This is a genomic window from Terrabacter sp. RAF57 (genome assembly GCF_052113925.1).
Taxonomy (GTDB): domain Bacteria; phylum Actinomycetota; class Actinomycetes; order Actinomycetales; family Dermatophilaceae; genus Terrabacter.
This window is the reverse complement of sequence record NZ_JBFRDT010000002.1, coordinates 174,090-194,921: the sequence shown is the minus strand read 5'-3', so window position 1 is coordinate 194,921 and position 20,832 is coordinate 174,090. Positions and strand designations below refer to the sequence as shown.

Here is a 20,832-nt window from a genome sequence, read left to right as displayed (position 1 = left end):
CATGGCCGACGACGAGGTGGTCGCGCTCTACGACGAGGCCGGTCACGTGTCGGGATCGTCGCCGCGGTCGGTCATGCGCGCGCGCAACCTGCGTCACGCGGCCTCGTCGATCGTCGTGCGCGACCCGCTCGGTCGCATCTACCTCCACCGTCGCACGACGACGAAGGACGTCTACCCGGGTCTGCTCGACGTCGCGGCCGGTGGGGTCGTCCTGGCGGGGGAGGATCCGGCTGCGGGCGCGGTACGCGAGGTCGACGAGGAGCTCGGTGTCGCCGGGGTCCCGCTCGAGCCTCTCGGCGTGGCGGACTACGCCGACGACCACACGCGCTACCGGGCCTTCCGCTTCGTCGTGACGTGGGACGGCCCGATCCGGTGGCAACCCGAGGAGGTGTCATGGGGCGAGTGGGTGACGGTCGAGGAGCTCGTGCGCCGGTTCGACGACGAGGCCGACAGCATCGTGCCGGACAGCGTGGCCGTGTGGTCGTCCCTCGTGCGCGGATGGCATGCCGACCGGGTCCCGCTCCGCCAGGGCTGGGACAGCGTGGCGACGCTCGTGGAACAGCGCTGGGTCGACCGCACCGCGCGCCGGCCCGAGGTCGAGACGGCGCTGCTCGCCGAGGCGGTCCTGCTCCCGGCGATCGCGGACGGGCTTCCGGTGGAGGTGCCCCGCCCGGTCGTGCTCGACCGTGCGCCGCTGCGGCTGCGGCACGCCCTCGTGGCGGGGGAGGCCGTCGATCCGGCACGCCTGACCTCGGCGGACGGCGAGGTCTTCGCGGCCTTCCTCGAGGTGCTGCACGCCACCCCGCTTCCCCTCGCGGCCGATGCGGGGTGCCCGTCGGCAGCGGACGACCACGTCGAACGAACCGTCCGGGTGGAGCGGCTCGGGCTCGTCGTGCTGCCCCTCCTGGCGCCCGAGCACCGCTCGACCGCGGAGGCACTGCTCGAGCGGGTGGCGACCGTCGGTGAGCAGGCCCTGTGCCACGGGGACCTCGTGAGCGAGCACGTCCTCGCGCGAGACGGGCGGCTGTCCGGGGTCATCGACTGGGGCGACGCCCGGGTCACCGACCCCGCTCTCGACCTCGCGTGGGCGCTCAACGCGACATCGGTGGCCTTCGCCGAGGCTGTGGCGTCCGGCGTGGACGACGACACGAGGGCCAGGGCCCGGGCCTGGTGGGCGCTCGCGCCGTGGTTCGAGGCCCACCGCGACGTCGCGTACCCCGAGACCGTGGACGGCGACCCGTCCGGTGCGCTCGCCCACGACCTCGAGGTCGTGATCTCCCGTCTGCTCTGGTGGCGCGGCGCCTGACGGGCGTGGTGCCATGACGTGATCTCTTGTCACGACCGAACGATCGTGCTTTTATACATGTCATGGGCAAGGGTGAGAGCACGAGGACCGCCATCCTCGACGAGGCCACCGAGCTCGCGTCGCTCGTCGGGCTCGGGGGGTTGACCATCGGCACGCTGGCCGCGGCGACGAAGCTGAGCAAGAGCGGGCTCTACGCCCACTTCGCCTCCAAGGAGGCGCTGCAGGTCGAGGTGCTCCAGCACGCCCGCGAGCGGTTCACCGACGTCGTCATGCGTCCGACCGTGGCCACCCCCCGTGGCGAGGCGCGCGTGCGCGAGTTCTTCGACCGCTGGATCACCTGGCAGTCCACCGCCTTCGACGGCGGCTGCATCTTCGTCGACGCAGCAAGCGAGTTCGACGACCAGGAGGGGCCGGTCCGAGACGAGCTGGTGCGCGCCGAGCGCGACAAGCTCGAGTCCCTGACCCTCATCGTCGGCACCGCGGTGAGCGAGGGGCACTTCCGCGACGACGTCGACGCCGAGCAGTTCGCCTACGAGCTCGAGGGCATCGTGCTCGCGCACCACCACGCGCGTCGGTTGATGCGCGACGGTCGGGCCGAGGAGCGGGCGCGCCGAGCCTTCGACCGCCTCATCGACGACTCCCGGCCCGTCGCCCGCTCGGCCTGACCATCACGCATCCGGTCCTGCGCGGACCGCCCGTCCCGATCACCATCCAGAAGGAGCAGTCATGGCCCTCAAGTCGCCACAGAAAAGCACGAACGATCGGTCTATTCAGTTCACCACCACGCACGTGGCGTTCCGGATCTGCGAAGCGCTCGCACCTCGCGTGGGAGCGCGGGTCGCCGAACGGCTCTGGTTCCGACTGCCCCCGGCCCGACACTCGATCGCCACGCCCTCGGGTGCGACGCCGATCCGGGAGCTGCTCGGCTCGGCCTTCGAGGTTGGGCTCCGCGGCCGCTCCGTGCGGGGCTGGGTCTGGGGTGAGGGCCCGGTCGTCTACCTCGTGCACGGCTGGGGCGGGTCCCTCGAGCAGCTGACCCCGCTCGTCGCGCCCCTGCTCGACCGGGGCCTGCAGGTCGTCGCCTTCGACGGGCTCGGTCACGGCCGGTCGGACGCGGGTGTCCACGGCTCCGGCTCCTCCGATGCGGTCGAGCTCGGTCGCTCCCTCGACGCCGTCGCCGCGCGGTTCGGGTCGGCGCGGGCCGTCGTCGCGCACTCGATGGGCGCCCTGTCCGCACTGCTGGCGATCCGCGACGGCTGGGTGTCAGCGGAGCGGCTCGTCCTCATCGCCCCGCCGAGCGGCATACCCGACCTGCTCGTCCGCCTTCAGGGCGAGCTGGGGCTGGGCGTGCGGACGACGCGTCGGCTCGTCGAACGGGTCCGCCTCCGCACCGGCTACGCGCCCGACGAGCTCGACCTCGTGACGATCGCGACCTCGCTCGAGCGGCCCGAGCGGCCCGAGCTGCTCGTCGTCCACGACCTGCTCGACCGAGAGGTGCCGCACGCGCCCTCGGCGCGCCTCGTGCAGTCCTGGCCGGGGGCCGAGCTGTTCTCGACCGCCGGGCTCGGGCACCGTCGGGTGCTTGCGGACACCGCGGTCGGGGGAGCCGTCGCCCGCTTCGTCGACCGCCTCCCGGTGGAGGCCAGTCTGCACGGCGACGACCGTCCCCAGCCATGGCCGGACGCGGTCGCCGACGGCCGATCGGCAACCGGCGGGCAGGCCCGCGCCGGAGCGGCCTGACCGTCCCACGTGCTGGTCCGGGGGAGTCGCGGGTGCGCCATCCCTTGTTACCTTGCGCGGATGGACTTCACCGCTGACGAGTACGCCCGCCGCGATGCCGACCGCCTCCGCGAGATCCTCGCCGGACCACCCGTGACGTGGGTCTTCCTCGGCGACAGCATCACGCAGGGTGTCGTGCACACGCACGGCCGCCGCGGCTACGTCGAGCACTTCGCCGAGCGCGTCCGCGGTGAGCTCGGTCGTCGTGGGGACGCCGTCATCAACTCCGGCGTGTCGGGAGCCACGACCGAAGACCTCCTTCCCGAGTTCCACTGGCGGGCAGGACGATTCGCGCCCGACGTCGTCTTCGTGATGTTCGGGACCAACGACATCCTGGCGGGGGAGGACGGCGTGCGCGGCTTCCGCTACCGCCTCGACCAGATCGTCCAGCGCTCCCGCGACGTCGGAGCCACGGTCGTGCTCCAGACGCCCCCGCCCGTGCTCGAGGACGGCGGCCGCGGGCCCCGCCTCATCGCGCTCTACGCCGAGGCGGTGCGCGAGGTCGCGCGCGACCTCGGGGTGCTCGTCGTCGACCATGCCGCCGCGTGGGAGGCGGCCGCGTCCGACGCGGGCCGGGAGGTGGCGCCCGACGGCTGGCTCGACGACGCGTTCCACCCCGGCGCGCGAGGGCACCTCCAGCTCACCCTCACCCTCCTGTCGGCCATCGACGTCGCCGACCCCACGAGCGAGGTCTGCTCGCTCGTCGTCGACGACGCCGTGGGCGCCACCGCCTGAGGGCGCCTGCCCACCCCGCCTCCGACCCGACTCCGACCCGACTGCGACCCGACCCCGACCGCACCGCGCCTCCACCCCGAGGGTGGGCGGCGTCGGTCAGGGGCGGCTCAGGGTCGGGTCAGGGCGCTCCCCGGCAGCGCCACGGCCCCGAGTGGCGCGACGATGGGGTCATGACACAACCGATCCCGAACCCGTCCGGCCAGTCCCTGACCCCGACGAGCGACGAGCGCACGTGGGCCGTCCTCGGCCACCTCGCCGCCATCGTCGCCGCCGTCATCTCCGTCGGCTGGCTCAGCTTCGTCGGCCCGCTGCTCATCTGGGCCGTCTACAAGGACCGCAGCGCCTTCGTCCGCAAGGCCGCCGCCGACTCCTTCAACTTCAACCTCGCCGTCTGGGCGGCGATCATCGCCGGCTGGGTCATGCTCTTCACCGTGATCCTCATCCCGGTCGCCATCATCGTGTGGATCGTCGCCGTCGTGGCCGCGCTGTGGTTCCACATCAGGGCGGCGATGGCCGCGAGCCGCGGAGAGAGCTTCCGCTACCCGTGGAGCATCCCCGTCCTGCACTGAGTGCCCCGGCAGGGCTGACGGGCACCGTGGCCGGCATGGAACGATGGGGTGGCTCCGCCCACGAGGCGGGCCACCCCACTCGCCTGCACCGGGCGAGACCCCGTGCCAACCGCAGGAGAACTTGATGGACGCCGTGACCCACGTGCCCGCACCGGCCAACGAGCCGGTGCTCGACTACGCGCCGGGCTCGCCCGAGCGAGCCGCGCTCGAGGTCGCCCTCGCCGAGCTGGGGTCGACCCAGACCGAGCTGCCCCACACGATCAACGGCGAGCGGGTCACCGGCACCGGTCGCAAGATCGCCGTCCGCCAGCCGCACGCCCACCGCAAGGTCCTCGGCACGCTGCGCAACGCCACCGTCAAGGAGGGCCAGGCCGCTGTCGACGCCGCCAAGGCCGCCGCACCGATGTGGCGCGAGCTGTCCTTCGACGACCGCGCCGCCATCCTGCTCAAGGCCGCCGAGCTGCTCTCCGGCCCCTGGCGGGCCCGCCTCAACGCGGCGACGATGCTCGGACAGAGCAAGACGGCCTACCAGGCCGAGATCGACGCCGCGTGCGAGCTCATCGACTTCTGGCGGATCAACGTCCACTTCGCCCGCCAGATCCTCGAGCAGCAGCCGCCGCTCAACGCCAAGGGCATCTGGAACCGCTCCGACTACCGCTCGCTCGAGGGCTTCGTCTACGCGGTCACGCCGTTCAACTTCACCGCGATCGCGGGCAACCTGCCGACCGCCCCGGCCCTCATGGGCAACACCGTCGTGTGGAAGCCGAGCCCGACCCAGCAGCTCGCGGCGCAGCTGACGATGGAGCTGCTCGAGGAGGCCGGCATGCCTCCGGGCGTCATCAACATGGTGACGGGCGACGGCATCAACGTCAGCAAGGCAGCCCTGCGCGACGAGGACCTCGCCGGCATCCACTTCACCGGCTCGACCCCGACGTTCAAGCACCTGTGGCACGAGGTCGGCACCAACCTCGACCGCTACCGCACCTACCCGCGCCTCGTCGGCGAGACCGGCGGCAAGGACTTCATCCTCGCCCACCCGAGTGCCGACCCGGCCGTCCTGCGCACCGCGATGATCCGGGGTGCCTTCGAGTTCCAGGGCCAGAAGTGCTCGGCCGCCTCGCGCGCCTACGTCCCCGCCTCGGTGTGGAAGCAGATCAAGGGCGACCTCGTCGACATCACCAACGGCCTGACCCAGGGCGACGTCACCGACCTGTCCAACTTCATGGGCGCCGTCATCGACGACCGCGCGTTCGCCAAGCACAAGGACGCCATCGACCGGGCTCACGCGACCACGGGCATCGACGTCGTCGCCGGCGGCACCTACGACGACTCCGTCGGCTACTTCGTGCGCCCGACGGTGCTCGAGATCAAGGACGCCGCCGACGAGTCCTTCCGCACCGAGTACTTCGGCCCGATCCTGTCGGTGCACGTCTTCCCCGACGCGCAGTACGACACCGTGCTCGACCAGATGGAGCGCTTCGCGCCGTTCGGGCTCACCGGCTCGATCATCGCCCAGGACCGTCGCGTCATCGCCGACGCCACGAAGCGCCTGCGCTTCGCCGCCGGCAACTTCTACGTCAACGACAAGCCGACCGGCGCCGTCGTCGGCCAGCAGCCGTTCGGCGGGGGTCGCGCGTCGGGCACCAACGACAAGGCGGGCGCCGCGCAGAACCTGCTGCGCTGGACCAGCGTGCGCTCGATCAAGGAGACGTTCGTCCCGCCGACGAACCACACCTATCCGCACATGGGCTGACCCGCCCCGAGCACGTATGCCGCTGGGCCCGTCTCCGTCAGGAGGCGGGCCCAGCGTCGTGCAGGGGTATCAGGCGCGCTCGGACAGCCAGGCGTTGCCGGTGCGCTGCTCGCTGCGGATCGCGTCGATGACGGCAGGGGCGGCGGCCTTCTCGACCTTGCCCCCGAAGAGCGGGATCGAGGCCTTGAGGTCGCCGTCGATGCTGATCTGCGTGCCGCCACCGGCCGGGGCGAGCCGGACGCTCGACCGCATCGCGACGGGAGCCCCGGCCACCTCGACCGTGAGGGTGCCGGTGCGGGTGCCGTCACCGGCCGCCCCACCCCACTCGTAGGTCTCCGTCACCGAGAGGGTCGGTCCGACGATCGACTTGGCGAAGTCGGGGAGGTCGTCGGCGGGCAGGTCGCGCTTCGTCACGACGCGGGCGCCGTCACCCGCCGGGCTGACCGCGGCCTCGTGCCGCTGGGCGTGGGCCTCGACGCACTTGCGCTCCTGGAAGGCCACGTCGGTGACCATGGCGTAGACGGTCTCGGGCGGGGCGGCATACGTGATCGTCTCGGAGATCTTCATGGCCGACACGCTATTGCACCGTCCACCACACCCCGAGGACGGATGCCGTGCGGCCGGGTCACGCGCCCGGCGCCGAGGTGACGCTCAGGCGCCCGACCGGGCGCGGTCGGACAGGGCCGCGAGTGTCGTGCGGGACGCCTCGAGCTCGCGGCGGAGCCGGGCCAGCTCGCGCGAACGGACCGCCGTCACGCGGTTGAGCAGCTCCTGGAGCCGATCGCGCTCGGCGCGGCGCTCGCCCGGCTCGACACGGCTCGGGCCGGAGCGCTCGACGACGAGCCGGCCGTCGATGGTCAGGTCGCAGCGCGTCAGGGCCGGCTCGAGCGCGCGGACGCGGGCTGCCGACTCGACGGCGGTCGTGGTCCAGGACTGCAGGAGGCCGCCGACCCGGTCGAGCTCGGTGGCGGCGCGGGTCACGAGGTCGCGCTCGTGGCCCGTGGGGTCGGGCCCCCCGGTGCGCCCGACCCGCCGCGCGGCCGCGTCGAGGTCGACGACGAGGTCGGCGAGCTGGTGGGCCTGCGTGCGGAGGGCGCCGCCGAGCGCCGACGTCGAGCCGGGGTCGCCGGGGGAGAGGCTCATCGGGCGTCACCCGCCTGCGTGGCCGGACGGCCGTCTCGCGGCACCTGCTCGTCGACGCCGGCGGGTGGCCGCCCGGGGGCGGCGCCGAGGTCGAGCAGCCGCTCCTCGAGTGCCTCCGAGAGGGCCCGGAGGGTGTCGGCCGCCTGCTCGACCCAGGCGTCGAGCGCGCGCTGCGTGGGCAGGTCGCCGACGTCGGGAAGGTGCGTCAGCAGGTCGTCGGAGAGCGTCCGCGTCGTCGACCGGCCGGCGGCGAGGGCCCGGAGCGTCGCAGGGTCCGCAGCGCCCGCCACCCGGCTCCCCTCGGTCATGGCACCACTCTAGGGACTGGGCGTCCGGGCGCCCCGGAGTTCTCCACCGCCTGTCCCGTCCATCACTCGCGTCACAGTCGCGGAGTGTCCGGCGGGGGTGGTTCGGGCGTGGACGCCGACGGGGATAGGCTCACATGGTGAGATGGGCGGCACAACGACGTGCCGCCGTACGGGCCACACGGTGAGGAATCCGACGACCGCATGTCAGCGTCACTCGAACAGACTCGAATCGACGTCATGAAGGCCGCTGCCGCGGCAGTGGCGCCTCCCTCTCGACGGGGCCGAGGCCGATCCGGCGGCACCGCGTCCCGCGACCTCGAGGAGTTCCTCCTCGCGTACTACCGCCTCGTCGCGACCGAGGACCTGCTCGCGCGCCCGGCGCGCGAGCTCGCGACCATCGCCACCGAGCACCGCGCCTTCGCCCAGGATCGCCCGGTCGGCACGTTCAACGTGCGCGCCTTCAACCCCACCGCCGACGACGAAGGCTGGTCCACGGGCCACTCGGTCGTGCAGATCGTCGTCGACGACATGCCGTTCCTCGTCGACTCCGTCGTGGCCGCTCTCGGCGGCTTCGACCGCGGCGTCCACCTCATCGTGCACCCGCAGATGACCGTCTCGCGCACCATCACCGGTGAGCTCAAGTCGGTCATCACCGACGGCTCGACGACCGTGCAGTCCAGCTCCCTCGGTCTCGTGCGCGAGTCGTGGATGCACCTCGAGATCGACCGCCTGCCGGCCGACGCCCTGCCCGACGTCGAGGCCCGGCTGCGGCACGTCCTCGAGAACGTCCGCGACTCCGTCGAGGACTGGCCCAAGATGCGCGCCCACGCGCTGACCATCGCGAGCGAGCTCCGCTCGGCGACGCCACCCGGCACCGACCCGCACCAGGCGCGCGAGACGAGCCGTTTCCTCGAGTGGCTCGCACACAACAACTTCACCTTCCTCGGCTACCGCGAGTACTCCCTCTCGCACGAGAACGGCAAGGACGTCTCGCGCCAGGTGCCCGGCACCGGTCTCGGGCTGCTCCGCTACGACCGGCCCTCTGCCGGAAAGGGACTCGTGCTCACGCCGGCTGCCAGCCGAGCCGCTCGCGACTCCACCATCCTCATCATCACCAAGGCCAACTCGCGCGCGACGGTCCACCGCGACGTCTACCTCGACTACATCTCGGTCAAGCGCTTCGACGCCCGCGGCGAGTGCGTCGGCGAGCAGCGCTTCCTCGGCCTCTACGCCTCGGCCGCCTACAACGACACGATCCACGACATCCCGCTCCTCGACGTGCGGGCGCAGGAGGTGCTGCGCCTCACCGGGCTCAGCGCCGACAGCCACTCCGGCAAGGACATCCTCCAGATCCTCGAGACCTACCCGCGCGACGAGCTCTTCCAGACGAGCCCCGCACAGCTGGCCGAGATCGCGACGAGCGTCCTGCACCTGCAGGAGCGCCGCAAGACCAAGCTCTTCCTGCGTCGCGACGAGTTCGGCCGTTTCGTCTCGTGCCTCGTCTACCTCCCGCGCGACCGCTACAACACCACGGTCCGCCTGCGCATCGAGGCGATCCTGCTCGAGGCCTTCGGCGGCGAGAACATCGACAACACGACGCGGGTCAGCGAGTCGACGCTCGCGCGCCTCCACTTCGTCGTGCGCATGCCGGCGGGCACCGACATCCCCGACATCGACGAGGCGGAGCTCGAGAAGCGCGTCATCGACGCGACCCGCACCTGGGACGAGGACCTCTCCGAGGCGCTCGGCCAGGCCCGCGGCCTCGAGGGCGCGGCCCGCACGATGGCGGCGTACGCCAAGGCCCTGCCCGAGGCGTACAAGGAGGACTTCGACGTCGAGACGGCGGTCGAGGACCTCGACCGCATCGACGCGCTCGGCGACGGTGACCGCACGACCGGCCTGCACCTCTACGACGACCCCGCGTCCGACGACCCGCGCGAGCGGCGCTTCAAGCTCTACCGCCGCGCCGACCTGTCGCTGACGCAGGTGCTGCCGCTCTTCACGCACCTCGGCGTCGAGGTGACCGACGAGCGCCCCTACGAGGTGCCCGGACCCGACGGCCGCACGCTGCACATCTTCGACTTCGGCCTGTGCGCCGACGCCCGCACGTGGGGGTCCGGCGACGCAGCCCTCTCGGCCGACGTCCGCGAGCGCTTCGAGGAGGCCTTCCGGGCCGTCTGGGACGGCCGTGCCGAGTCCGACGGCTTCAACGCCCTCGTGCTCGCCGCGGGTCTCACCTGGCGGCAGGTCGTCATCCTGCGCACCGTGGCGAAGTACCTCCGCCAAACGGGCTCGACCTTCTCGCAGGACTACGTCGAGTCGGCGCTCGCCGCCAACACCGGCATCGCCCGCAGCCTCGTCGAGCTCTTCGAGGCGCGCTTCGACCCCGACGCCTTCCCCGAGACCGAGGCCGGCCACGACAAGCGGGCGTCGCGGCAGAAGCAGGTCGTCACGCGCATCAAGGAGGCGCTCGACGACGTCGCGAGCCTCGACCACGACCGCATCGTGCGTGCCCTGCTCGGAGTCATCCAGGCGAGCCTGCGCACGAACTTCTACCAGCCCGACGAGAACGGCCGCGACAAGTCGTACGTCTCGCTCAAGCTCAACCCGAAGAAGGTCCCCGACCTCCCGGCCCCGCGACCGATGTTCGAGATCTGGGTCTACAGCCCCCGGGTCGAGGGCGTGCACCTGCGCTTCGGCAAGGTCGCCCGCGGCGGTCTGCGCTGGTCCGACCGTCGCGAGGACTTCCGCACCGAGGTCCTCGGGCTCGTCAAGGCGCAGATGGTCAAGAACGCCGTCATCGTGCCGACCGGCAGCAAGGGCGGCTTCTACGCCAAGCAGCTGCCCGACCCCGCCGTCGACCGCGCCGCGTGGATGGACGAGGGCATCGCGTCCTACAAGCTCTTCATCTCCGGGCTGCTCGACCTCACCGACAACCTCGTCTCGGGTGCCGCCGTGCCGCCGCGCCGGGTCGTGCGCCACGACGAGGACGACACCTACCTCGTCGTCGCCGCCGACAAGGGCACCGCGAAGTTCTCCGACATCGCGAACGGCATCTCCGCCGACTACGGCTTCTGGCTCGACGACGCCTTCGCGTCCGGCGGCTCCGCGGGCTACGACCACAAGGGCATGGGCATCACGGCGCGCGGCGCGTGGGAGTCGGTCAAGCGCCACTTCCGCGAGCTCGGCGTCGACACCCAGACCCAGGAGTTCACCGTCGTCGGCGTCGGCGACATGAGCGGCGACGTCTTCGGCAACGGGATGCTCCTCTCGGAGCACATCCGCTTGCTCGCGGCCTTCGACCACCGGCACATCTTCGTCGACCCCGACCCGGACGCCGCGACCTCGTATGCCGAGCGTCGGCGGATGTTCGACCTGCCCGGGTCGTCGTGGGCCGACTACGACGAGAAGCTCATCAGCAAGGGCGGCGGCATCTTCCCGCGATCGGCCAAGTCGGTGCCGGTGAGCCCGCAGATGGTCGCGGCCCTGGGGCTGCGCTCGGGCACGAAGTCGATGACGCCCGCCGACCTCATGAAGGCGATCCTCCTCGCGCCGGTCGACCTGCTGTGGAACGGCGGCATCGGCACCTACGTCAAGGCGGTGGCCGAGACGAACTCCGAGATCGGCGACCGGGCCAACGACGCCATCCGCGTCAACGGCAGCGACCTGCGCTGCAAGGTCGTCGGCGAGGGCGGCAACCTCGGGGCGAGCCAGCTCGGCCGCATCGAGGCCGCGCTGGCGGGTGTCCGGATCAACACGGACGCCATCGACAACAGTGCCGGCGTCGACACCTCCGACCACGAGGTCAACATCAAGATCCTGCTCACCGAGCTGACCCGCTCCGGCGAGCTGACGACGAAGCGTCGCAACACGCTCCTCGCCTCGATGACCGACGAGGTCGCCGAGCAGGTGCTGCGTGACAACTACGAGCAGAACGTCCTGCTCGGCAACGCCCGCGCGCAGCAGCACGCGATGCTCGGCGTGCACGAGCGCCTCATCCAGTTCCTCGAGGCGAACGGCGACCTCGACCGGTCGCTCGAGTTCCTCCCGAGCGACGCCGAGATCGCGCGCCGCCAGAAGGACGGACTGGGCCTCGCGTCGCCGGAGTTCTCGGTGCTCGTCGCCTACGCCAAGCTCTATCTCAAGAACCAGCTCATCACGACGGCCCTGCCCGACGACCCGTGGTTCGAGTCGACGCTCGCCGAGTACTTCCCGAAGCCGTTGCGCGGCAAGTACGCCGACGAGATCGCCGCCCACCCGCTGCGTCGCGAGATCGTCACCAACGCGGTGGCGAACTCGATGGTCAACCGCGGCGGCATCACCTTCGCCTACCGGGCGGGGGAGGAGACCGGCGCCACCCCGGAGCAGGTCGCCCGCGCGTACGTCGTCTGCCGCGAGGTCTTCGACCTCGCCGGCTTCGTGCGGGGCGTGGAGGCCACCGACAACGTCGTGAGCACGGCGGCGCAGACGGCGCTCTACCTCGAGTTCCGTCGCCTCATCGACCGCTCGGTGCGCTGGTTCCTCACCTCACGCCCGGCGACGCTCGACATCGCGGCCGAGGTGGCGCGCTTCCGCCCCGGCATCGAGGCCTTCTCCGGCCGCATCGCCGAGCTGCTCCAGGGCAGCGAGCGCACCCGCCTGCAGCGACGGGCCCGCGAGCTCGAGGGCAAGGGCGTGCCGGAGGATCTCGCGCTCGCCGCGGCGTCCCTGCTCGACCTCTACTCGCTGCTCGACTGCATCGAGATCGCCGAGGACACCGGCGAGAAGCTCGACGACGTCGTCGGGGTCTACTTCCTGACCTCCGAGACGTTCTCGATCGACGCGATGCTGACGCGGGTCACGATGCTGCCGCGCGACGACCGCTGGGACGCCATGGCCCGCGGCGCGCTGCGCGACGACCTCTACGCGGTCCTCGAGAGCCTGACCCGGTCGGTGCTCGAGGTGAGCAACCCGCGTCACGACGCCGCGGGCCGCCTCGCCGAGTGGTCCGAGCTCAACGCCGACGCGCTCGGTCGGGCCCGGGCGGCCCTCGGCGGGATCGAGCGGATGAGCCACGCCGGCATCGCCGCGCTCTCGGTCGCCCTGCGCACCTTGCGCACCGTCACCAAGCCGGCGTCGTCCGGCCAGCCCGCGCCCATCCAGGCCCAGGCGCCGTCGGGTCCCGCCCCGACGAAGAAGGCGTCTGCCAGCAAGGCACCCGCGAAGAAGGCGTCCGCCGCGAAGAAGGCGCCCCCGAAGAAGGCGGCCAGCGCGGCCCCGAAGACCGAGGCCAAGCAGCCCGCCACCTCGACGGCAGCCGTGAAGAAGGCCCCGGCCACGAAGACCGCGACCAAGCAGGCGGCCCGTGCCGCTGCGACCCGAGTGGCCGCCGAGTCCCGTAGCGCAGGTGGGACGGCGCGCTCACTCGAGTGGGACGGGGCGCTCACTCGAGTGGGTGGGTGAGGCCACCGAACGCGTGGGCCCCGTGGCTCACTAGGCTCGGGACGTGGCAACCCTGAGCGAGCTCCTGCGCGGCCGGACGAACCTGCCCGACCACGACGTCGAGTGGCTGCAGCTGCTCGTCGGCGACTGGCAGCTCGTCGCCGACCTCTCGTTCGCCGACCTCGTGCTCTGGGTCCGGTCGATCAGCGACCGCTGGGAGGCCGTCGCCCACGTGCGCCCGACGACGGGACAGCTCGTCTTCGTCGACGACCAGGTGGGCCGCATCGCCGATCCCGGCCGCACCCGTGACCTGCTCGACGAGGCCGCGGCCGAGCAGCGCATCCTGCGCGTGCGCCAGGTCGTCGTCCCGCACGAGCACGGAGCCGACCAGTCGGTGCGCGAGGAGTACATCCCCGTCGTCCGTGGTGGCCACGTCGTCGCCGTCCTGACCCGCCACACGAACCTCTGGACGACGCGCACCCCGAGCCGCCTCGAGCTGACCTACCTCGCCACGGCCGACGCCCTGTGCCGGATGGTCACTGGGGGAGAGTTCCCGCACAGCGGCGCCCCGACGGGCCTGCGACGCGGCGCACCCCGGGTCGGTGACGGCGTCATCCGACTCGACGTCGACGGCATCGTCACCTACGCGAGCCCGAATGCCGTCTCCGCCCTGCACCGGCTCGGGCACCTCGGCGAGGTGGTCGGGGCGAGCCTCGCCCAGATCGTCACCGACAACATCCGCGAGTCCTACCCCGTCGACGAGGGGCTGCCGCTCGTCGTCACGGGGCGTCAGCCCTGGCGCACCGAGGTCGTCGCAGGCGGCACGACCGTCTCGATGCGGGCGATCCCGCTCACCGAGGCCGGGCAGCGGTTCGGTGCCATCGTGCTCATGCGCGACGTCGGCGAGCTGCGCCGTCGCGAGCGCGAGCTCATGACCAAGGACGCGACGATCCGCGAGATCCACCACCGCGTCAAGAACAACCTCCAGTCCGTGGCCGCGCTGCTCCGCCTCCAGTCGCGCCGGCTCCCCGACGGCGAGGCCAAGATCGCGCTGGCCGAGGCCGAGCGCCGGGTCGGGACCATCGCCATGGTGCACGACCAGCTGAGCCAGGGCTTCGACGAGACGGTCGAGTTCGACACCATCGCCCAGCGCGGGCTCAACGCCGTCGTCGAGGTCTCGGCGAACGGTGCGCCGGTCCACACCGTCACGGAGGGCTCCTTCGGGCGCCTGCGCGCCGAGGACGCGACGTCGCTGGCGATGATCATGAGCGAGCTCGTCCAGAACGCCATCGAGCACGGCCTCGGCGACGCCGGGGGAGAGGTGCGCATCTTCATCGACCGTCAGGCCGACGAGCGTGGCCAGCAGATGGTCGTCGTCTCGGTCGAGGACGACGGCAAGGGCATCGACCCGGCCCGCCGGCCCGGCTCGGGTCTCGGGACCCAGATCGTCCAGTCGCTCGTCAGTGACCTCCAGGGCCGCATCTCGTGGGAGGCCGTCGTGCCCCACGGCACCCGGGCCCGGTTCACCGCGACCCTGCGCCCCATCACCTGAGGGGCACGGCACCCCGGTCGTCACCGGACGGCATACGCGGGCAGCCAAAAGCCCGGCGACCGGGGAGGGTCACCGGGCTCGACGACGATGGTCGTGCGGGGCTCAGCCGGCGCGGCGAGCCCGCGCGTTGCGGCGCTTCAGGGCGCGGCGCTCGTCCTCGGAGAGGCCGCCCCAGACGCCGGCATCCTGGCCGGTCTCGAGGGCCCACTTGAGGCAGGTGTCCATGACCGGACAGGTCCGGCACACAGCCTTCGCCTCCTCGATCTGCAGGATGGCCGGGCCGGTGTTCCCGATGGGGAAGAACAGCTCCGGATCGGCCTCCAGGCAGGCAGCGCGGTCGCGCCAATCCATGTGGATCGTGCTCCTTCATGTATCTCGGTTCGCACCGACGCCGGGTGTCGGTCGCGGTGCATGTGCTCGGGGCGCCAGCGTCGTTGTCGGAGCCAAGTCATGGTGTCGTCGTGCGGGGGATGACCCCCTGACCAACGGAAACGCGCACGAAGTTGTTCCGTACGCGTTGAGGCCATGATCCAGTGTGACCAGCAACCATGTCCGTGTTCAACGCCTTGGGCGCGGATCACACCAAGGATTGAGTCTATCGGCAGACGGCTCCCAGTTCCAGACCTCCGGCCCGTCCGTGGGGCCCGGGACCCGCCCGGACGGTCCGGACCAGCCGGATCGCTAGGCTGGCGAGGTGACCGAATCGACCTCTCCGAGCCGCGAGGTGCGCGGATCCCACCGCGCCGCAGGGCTGCTCACGCTCCTCGAGGCTCTCGCCGTTCTCGGCTTCGCCGGCTTCTACGTCTACGAGATGGTGACGGGCGCCACAGACGACGTCACGCGGGCGGCGACCTCCGGGGCCCTCATCCTCGTCTTCGGGCTGGGGCTGCTCGCGCTGGCCCGGGGCTGGGCCCGCGCCGCCGATTGGCCGCGCACGCCCACGGTGCTCTGGAACGCCCTCCTGCTGCCGGTCGCGTGGTCGCTCCACGAGTCGGACCGCACCCCCGTGGCCCTGGCCGTCGGGCTCGTCGCGGTGGCGAGCATCGTGGCCGCCGTGTCGGCTCCGGGGCGCCGGGCAGACGGCAGCCCGGACGGCGAGCGCGACACGGACGTCGTCAGCTGAGCGAGAGCCAGTCGTTCCAACCGTTGTGCAGCACGAGCCAGGCGATGAGGCCGTAGCCGGCCTGCCCGGGGTGGGCGCGGTCGGGGCTGGCCGCGAGGTCGGCCATCCACTGGTCGTGCGTCGCGAGCGGGCGGTAGCAGTCGACGTAGGTGATGCCGCGGCGTGAGCACACGTCGGCCTGGGCCTCGGCGAGCGCCTCGATCTTGCGGTTCATCTCGTCGTCGAGCGTCGGCGTCAGGCCGACGACGAAGACACCGATCCCGGCGTTGGTCGCCTCGTCGAGGACGTTGGCGAGGTTGAGCCGCGAGCGGGCCATCGTCATGCCCGACAGGACGTCGTTGGTGCCCACGTTGAGCACGAGACGTCGCTCGGCGCGGCCCTTCCAGCGCGGGTGGCACTCGGCGCCCCAGCGGGTGACGACGTCGCCCGAGGTGTTCCCGCGGACGCCGAGGTTGTAGGCCGTCAGGTCGAGGTCCGGGTGCTGCGTGCGGGCCACGACGCGTCCGACCCAGCCCAGGCCCTTGGGGTCGCCGTAGCCGGCCGTCATCGAGGCGCCGACGAAGACCATGCCGACGTCGCGGATGCCCTCGGCGACGGTGAACTCGGCGCTCGGAGCGTAGTAGGGGTCCTCCGTCGGGGCCACGTCCGCCGGGGCCTGCGGGGACTCCGCAGGTGCGGCAGGCGCGGTGGGGACAGCGGGCTCGGGGGTCGACGCGGGAGCCGACGCGGCGGCATACCGCCCCGGGGCGTCGGTCGTGAACTGGGTGTGGGACGAGGGGTAGGCGGGGCCCACGCCGTAGGGCTCCCTCGGTGCCTCGCCGTGCGTCTGGGCCCTGTCGCTGCGGTCGCTCACTGCTCAGTCCTCGTCGTCGTCCAGCCGGGCGAGCCATGTCGCGAGTCGCTCGACCGGCACCTCGAACTCGGGGTTGAGGTCGACGAACGTGCGCAGCTGCTCGGCGAGCCACTCGATGGTGACCTCGTCCTCGCCGCGGCGCGCCGCCAGCTCCTCGATGCCCCTGTCGGTGAAGTACACGTGGGGAGGTTATCGCGTGCGGGGGTGGGGCAGGCGGAGGCGGGCCGAGGACCGGGCACTTCGCCTGCGTGCCGACGGGAGACGACCGCCTGCGTATGCCGTCACGCCGGGGACGCAGCGAGGGACCCCGCCGTCGTGGCGGGGCCCCCCGGGTGCTCGGTGTGCCGTGCGGGCGGGTGCGGGCTCAGCGCCCGAACGCGCGCTCCATGAGCTCGGCCTGCTCGGCCGCGTGCTTCTTCGACGAGCCGGTGGCCGGGGAGGCCGCGGCCTTGCGGGCCACGACGCGCCACGGACGGGTCTCGCCGAGGTCGCAGAGGTCCTCGTGCAGCCACTGGGCCATGAGCGGCCACGCACCCTGGTTGCGCGGCTCGTCCTGCACCCACACGAGCTCGGCGCCGGGGTACTTCGAGGCGGCGTCGATCATCTCCTTCTCGGGGATGGGGTAGAGCTGCTCGACGCGGATGACGGCCGTCGAGGTGTCGCCGCGCTTCTCGCGCTCGGCATCGAGCTCGTGGACGATCTTGCCGCTGGCGAAGAGCACCCGCGTGACGTCCTGGGTGACCCCCTCGTGGTCGGCCAGGACCGGCTGGAAACCGCCCTGCGTGAAGGCCTCGACAGAGCTGGCCGCCGCCTTGCTGCGCAGCATCGACTTCGGGGTGAAGACGACGAGCGGCGTGCGCGGACGGGCGTAGGCCTGCCGGCGCAGCAGGTGGAAGTAGCTCGCCGCCGTCGACGGGTAGGCGACTGTCATGTTGTTCTCGGCGCAGAGCTGCAGGTAGCGCTCGATGCGCGCCGAGCTGTGGTCGGGACCCTGCCCCTCGTAGCCGTGCGGCAGGAGCAGCACGACCGAGCTGCGCTGGCCCCACTTCTGCTCGGAGCTGGAGATGAACTCGTCGACGATCGTCTGCGCGCCGTTGCCGAAGTCGCCGAACTGCGCCTCCCACAGCACGAGAGCGTCGGGACGCTCGACGGAGTAGCCGTACTCGAAGCCCATCGCTGCGTACTCGGACAGCAGCGAGTCGTAGACCCAGAAGCGGGCCTGCCCCTCGCCGAGGTAGAGCAGCGGCGTCCACTCCTCCGCGTTGTTCTTGTCGATGAGCACCGCGTGGCGCTGCACGAACGTGCCGCGGCGGCTGTCCTGACCGGCGAGCCGGATCGGGGTGCCCTCCTTGAGGAGCGTGCCGAAGGCGAGCAGCTCGGCCATCGGCCAGTCGATGCCACCCTCGTGGACCATCTGGGCCCGCTTGTCCATGAGCTGCTTGAGCTTCGGGTGGATCGTGAAGCCCTCGGGCGGGCTCGCGAAGGTCTCTCCGATGTGGACGAGCTCGCTCGCCTCGACCCCGGTCTCTGTCGCGGAGCGCACCGGCGCCTCGTCGTCCTGGACCTGCGCCGTGGGGCGCTCGAGGCCGGCGTTGTCGGGAGCGTCGGAGTCGCGGTCGTTCGGCTGGGGCGGCGTGGCGGACTGGGCCTTCTTCGCCTCACGGGTCTCGACGAAGACGCGCTCGAGCTGCTGCTGGTAGTCGCGCAGCGCGGCCTCGGCGTCCTCGACGCTGATGTCGCCGCGACCGATGAGCGACTCGGTGTAGAGCTTGCGGACCGAGCGCTTGGCCTCGATGAGGTTGTACATGAGCGGCTGGGTCATCGACGGGTCGTCGCCCTCGTTGTGACCGCGTCGGCGGTAGCACACCATGTCGATGACGACGTCCTTGTTGAACTCCTGGCGGAACTCGTAGGCCAGCTCCGCCACGCGCACGCACGCCTCGGGGTCGTCGCCGTTCACGTGGAAGATCGGCGCCTGGATCATGCGGGCGACGTCGGTCGAGTAGACCGACGAGCGCGAGCTGCTCGGCGAGGTCGTGAACCCGACCTGGTTGTTGATGACGACGTGGATCGTGCCGCCCGTGCGGTAGCCGCGCAGCTGCGAGAGGTTGAGCGTCTCGGCCACGACGCCCTGCCCGGCGAACGCCGCGTCGCCGTGCATGAGCACGGGCAGGACGGTGAAGGACTCGCCCGCGAGGTTGAGCCGGTCCTGCTTGGCCCGGACGATGCCCTCGAGGACCGGGTTGACGGCCTCGAGGTGGCTGGGGTTGGCGGCGAGGTAGACCTTGGTCTTGCTGCCGTCCTCGGAGACGAACTCGCCCTCGGTGCCGAGGTGGTACTTCACGTCGCCCGAGCCCTGGACCGACTTGGGGTCCTGGGTGCCCTCGAACTCGCGGAAGATCTGGCCGTAGGACTTGCCGGCGATGTTGGCCAGCACGTTGAGGCGGCCACGGTGCGGCATGCCGATGCAGACCTCGTCGAGGTTCTCGCTCGCGGCGCGGCACAGGATGCGGTCGAGGAGCGCGATGACGGACTCGCCGCCCTCGAGCGAGAAGCGCTTCTGCCCGACGAACTTCGTCTGGAGGAAGGTCTCGAAGGCCTCGGCGGCGTTGAGCCGGCGCATGATCCGCATCTGCTCGTCGCGGTTGGCCTTCTCGTAGGGTCGCTCGACCTTGTTCTGGATCCACTTGCGCTGCTCGGGGTCCTGGATGTGCATGTACTCGATGCCGACGGTGCGGCAGTACGAGTCACGCAGGATGCCGAGGATCTTGCGCAGCTTGAGGAACGGGTAGCCGCCGAAGCCGCCCGTCGCGAAGGTGCGGTCGAGGTCCCACAGGCTCAGGCCGTGCGTCGTGACGTCGAGGTCGTGGTGGCGACGCTGCTTGTACTCGAGCGGGTCGGTGTCGGCCATGAGGTGGCCGCGCACGCGGTAGGCGTGGATGAGCTCCTGGACGCGGGCGACCTTGTTGATGTCGTCGTCGTGCGAGGAGTCGACGTCCTGGATCCAGCGGATCGGCTCGTAGGGGATGCGCAGCGACTCGAAGATCTCGTCGTAGAAGCGGTTGTCGCCGAGGAGCAGCTGGTGCATGATCCGCAGGTAGTCGCCGGACTGGGCGCCCTGGATGATCCGGTGGTCGTACGTAGAGGTGAGCGTGAGGATCTTGCTCACGGCGTTGCGGTTGAGCGTCTCGGTGCTCGCGCCCTGCCACTCGGCGGGGTAGTCGAGGGCGCCGACGCCGATGATGGCGCCCTGGCCCTTCATGAGGCGCGGGACCGAGTGCACGGTGCCGATGCCGCCCGGGTTGGTCAACGAGATCGTCGTGCCCTGGAAGTCCTCGACGGTCAGCTTGTTGGCCCGTGCCTTGCGGACGACGTCCTCGTAGGCGGTCCAGAAGTGGACGAAGTCCATCTCCTCGGCCGACTTGATCGAGGGCACGACGAGCGTGCGGCTGCCGTCGTCCTTCTGGAGGTCGATGGCCAGGCCGAAGTTGACGTGGGCCGGCACGACGAGGGCGGGCTTGCCGTCCTTCTCGGTGAAGCCGTTGTTCATCTCGGGCATGAGCGCCAGGGCCTTGACCATGGCGTAGCCGATGAGGTGCGTGAAGCTCACCTTGCCGCCGCGCGAGCGGGCCAGGTGGTTGTTGATGACGACCCGGTTGTCGATGAGCAGCTTGGCCGGGACGGCGCGCACGCTCGTCGCGGTCGGGACGGTGAGCGAGACCTCCATGTTGGCCACGACGCGGGAGGACGCGCCGCGCAGCGGGGTGACCCGGTCGTCGTTCACCGGGCCGGTGCCCTTGACCGCGGGGATGTCGCGCGGCTTGGGGGCCTCGGCGGTGGACTCGTCCTTGGGTGCCGCCTTGGGCTCGGTCTTGGGCTCGGCCTTCGGTTCGGCCTTGGCCGCCGGTGCGGCGGGGGTCTTGGCAGGTGGCGCGGGCGCCACCTTCGGCCGGGTCGTCGCCGCCGGCGCCGGGGCGGGGCTCTGCGCCGGGGCCGTCGGGGTCTTGGCGGGGGCACCGTTGGACGACCCGTTGGTGGACCCGGTGGCCGAGCCGTTGGCCGGCGTGCTCGTCTGCGGCTTGGTCGCGGTCACCGTGCGGCCCGGGGCCGCGCTCGCGTCGGCCTCACCCGGCCGGTAGTCCTCGAAGAACCCCCACCAGGCCTTGTCGACCGACGTCTTGTCGGTCAGGAACTGCTGGTAGAGCTCGTCGACGAGCCATTCGTTCGGCCCGAATGCTGCAATCGGGTCACCGGACGTGGACTGATCGGACACGGCGAATGCGCCTCTTT

Annotated in this window: 16 protein-coding genes; 9 read left to right on the top strand and 7 right to left on the bottom strand. The window is 71.5% G+C overall.

All coding sequences use genetic code 11. From position 1 onward, the window contains the following. The first annotated feature begins 1 nt into the window (after window position 1). From AB4Y83_RS02735 to pruA, 6 genes are all read left to right on the top strand, one after another. Entirely contained in the window at window positions 2-1,306 is a 1,305-nt protein-coding gene (locus tag AB4Y83_RS02735) for a phosphotransferase (protein ID WP_442295959.1), read from the top strand. 62 nt (window positions 1,307-1,368) lie between these two features. Beyond that, window positions 1,369-1,971 carry a TetR/AcrR family transcriptional regulator gene (locus tag AB4Y83_RS02730; protein ID WP_442295958.1) on the top strand — a complete coding sequence of 201 codons (603 nt, stop codon included), beginning with the start codon at window positions 1,369-1,371 and terminating at the stop codon, window positions 1,969-1,971. Window positions 1,972-2,131: 160 nt separating this feature from the next. Beyond that, window positions 2,132-3,046, top strand: a complete 915-nt coding sequence (locus tag AB4Y83_RS02725) for an alpha/beta hydrolase (RefSeq protein WP_442295957.1) — start codon at window positions 2,132-2,134, stop codon at window positions 3,044-3,046. 60 nt (window positions 3,047-3,106) lie between these two features. Beyond that, complete coding sequence (locus AB4Y83_RS02720) at window positions 3,107-3,820, top strand: SGNH/GDSL hydrolase family protein (RefSeq protein ID WP_442295956.1); 714 nt, start codon at window positions 3,107-3,109, stop codon at window positions 3,818-3,820. A gap of 170 nt (window positions 3,821-3,990) precedes the next feature. Beyond that, window positions 3,991-4,389, top strand: a complete 399-nt coding sequence (locus tag AB4Y83_RS02715) for a DUF4870 domain-containing protein (protein WP_056770575.1) — start codon at window positions 3,991-3,993, stop codon at window positions 4,387-4,389. A gap of 124 nt (window positions 4,390-4,513) precedes the next feature. Further along, window positions 4,514-6,142 carry an L-glutamate gamma-semialdehyde dehydrogenase gene (pruA, locus tag AB4Y83_RS02710; protein WP_442275015.1) on the top strand — a complete coding sequence of 543 codons (1,629 nt, stop codon included), beginning with the start codon at window positions 4,514-4,516 and terminating at the stop codon, window positions 6,140-6,142. Between the two features lie 69 nt (window positions 6,143-6,211). Here the strand turns inward: pruA and AB4Y83_RS02705 are convergent, their stop codons facing one another. From AB4Y83_RS02705 to AB4Y83_RS02695, 3 genes are all read right to left on the bottom strand, one after another. Next, complete coding sequence (locus AB4Y83_RS02705; protein ID WP_056770568.1) at window positions 6,212-6,709, bottom strand: DUF2505 domain-containing protein; 498 nt, start codon at window positions 6,707-6,709, stop codon at window positions 6,212-6,214. 84 nt (window positions 6,710-6,793) lie between these two features. After that, window positions 6,794-7,285, bottom strand: coding sequence for a hypothetical protein (locus tag AB4Y83_RS02700; protein ID WP_442295955.1), 492 nt, complete (start codon window positions 7,283-7,285; stop codon window positions 6,794-6,796). Then, window positions 7,282-7,593, bottom strand: a complete 312-nt coding sequence (locus tag AB4Y83_RS02695; protein WP_442295954.1) for a hypothetical protein — start codon at window positions 7,591-7,593, stop codon at window positions 7,282-7,284. Before AB4Y83_RS02695 ends, AB4Y83_RS02700 begins: the two co-directional genes overlap by 4 nt. A 237-nt stretch (window positions 7,594-7,830) precedes the next feature. On the opposite strand from AB4Y83_RS02695, the gene AB4Y83_RS02690 reads away from it, so the two are divergent. Together AB4Y83_RS02690 and AB4Y83_RS02685 are read left to right on the top strand one after the other, a co-directional pair. Next, window positions 7,831-13,035 (top strand): NAD-glutamate dehydrogenase, encoded by a 5,205-nt coding sequence (locus AB4Y83_RS02690; RefSeq protein ID WP_442295953.1) that lies wholly within the window; start codon window positions 7,831-7,833, stop codon window positions 13,033-13,035. A gap of 43 nt (window positions 13,036-13,078) precedes the next feature. Continuing rightward, window positions 13,079-14,566, top strand: coding sequence for a sensor histidine kinase (locus AB4Y83_RS02685; protein ID WP_442275011.1), 1,488 nt, complete (start codon window positions 13,079-13,081; stop codon window positions 14,564-14,566). Window positions 14,567-14,668: 102 nt separating this feature from the next. Here the strand turns inward: AB4Y83_RS02685 and AB4Y83_RS02680 are convergent, their stop codons facing one another. Beyond that, entirely contained in the window at window positions 14,669-14,917 is a 249-nt protein-coding gene (locus AB4Y83_RS02680) for a WhiB family transcriptional regulator (RefSeq protein WP_020142976.1), read from the bottom strand. Between the two features lie 343 nt (window positions 14,918-15,260). On the opposite strand from AB4Y83_RS02680, the gene AB4Y83_RS02675 reads away from it, so the two are divergent. After that, a complete protein-coding gene (locus AB4Y83_RS02675) occupies window positions 15,261-15,689 on the top strand; it encodes a hypothetical protein (protein ID WP_442295952.1) in 429 nt (142 codons plus the stop codon). Here the strand turns inward: AB4Y83_RS02675 and AB4Y83_RS02670 are convergent. The 3 genes from AB4Y83_RS02670 to AB4Y83_RS02660 all read right to left on the bottom strand — a co-directional run bounded on the left by AB4Y83_RS02670 (window position 15,682) and on the right by AB4Y83_RS02660 (window position 20,815). Continuing rightward, complete coding sequence (locus AB4Y83_RS02670; protein ID WP_442275009.1) at window positions 15,682-16,542, bottom strand: GDSL-type esterase/lipase family protein; 861 nt, start codon at window positions 16,540-16,542, stop codon at window positions 15,682-15,684. The two genes, AB4Y83_RS02675 and AB4Y83_RS02670, sit on opposite strands and share 8 nt — an antisense overlap. Window positions 16,543-16,545: 3 nt before the next feature. Then, complete coding sequence (locus tag AB4Y83_RS02665; RefSeq protein ID WP_020142973.1) at window positions 16,546-16,722, bottom strand: DUF6104 family protein; 177 nt, start codon at window positions 16,720-16,722, stop codon at window positions 16,546-16,548. Between the two features lie 184 nt (window positions 16,723-16,906). Continuing rightward, entirely contained in the window at window positions 16,907-20,815 is a 3,909-nt protein-coding gene (locus tag AB4Y83_RS02660) for a multifunctional oxoglutarate decarboxylase/oxoglutarate dehydrogenase thiamine pyrophosphate-binding subunit/dihydrolipoyllysine-residue succinyltransferase subunit (RefSeq protein WP_442295951.1), read from the bottom strand. Window positions 20,816-20,832 lie beyond the last annotated feature (17 nt).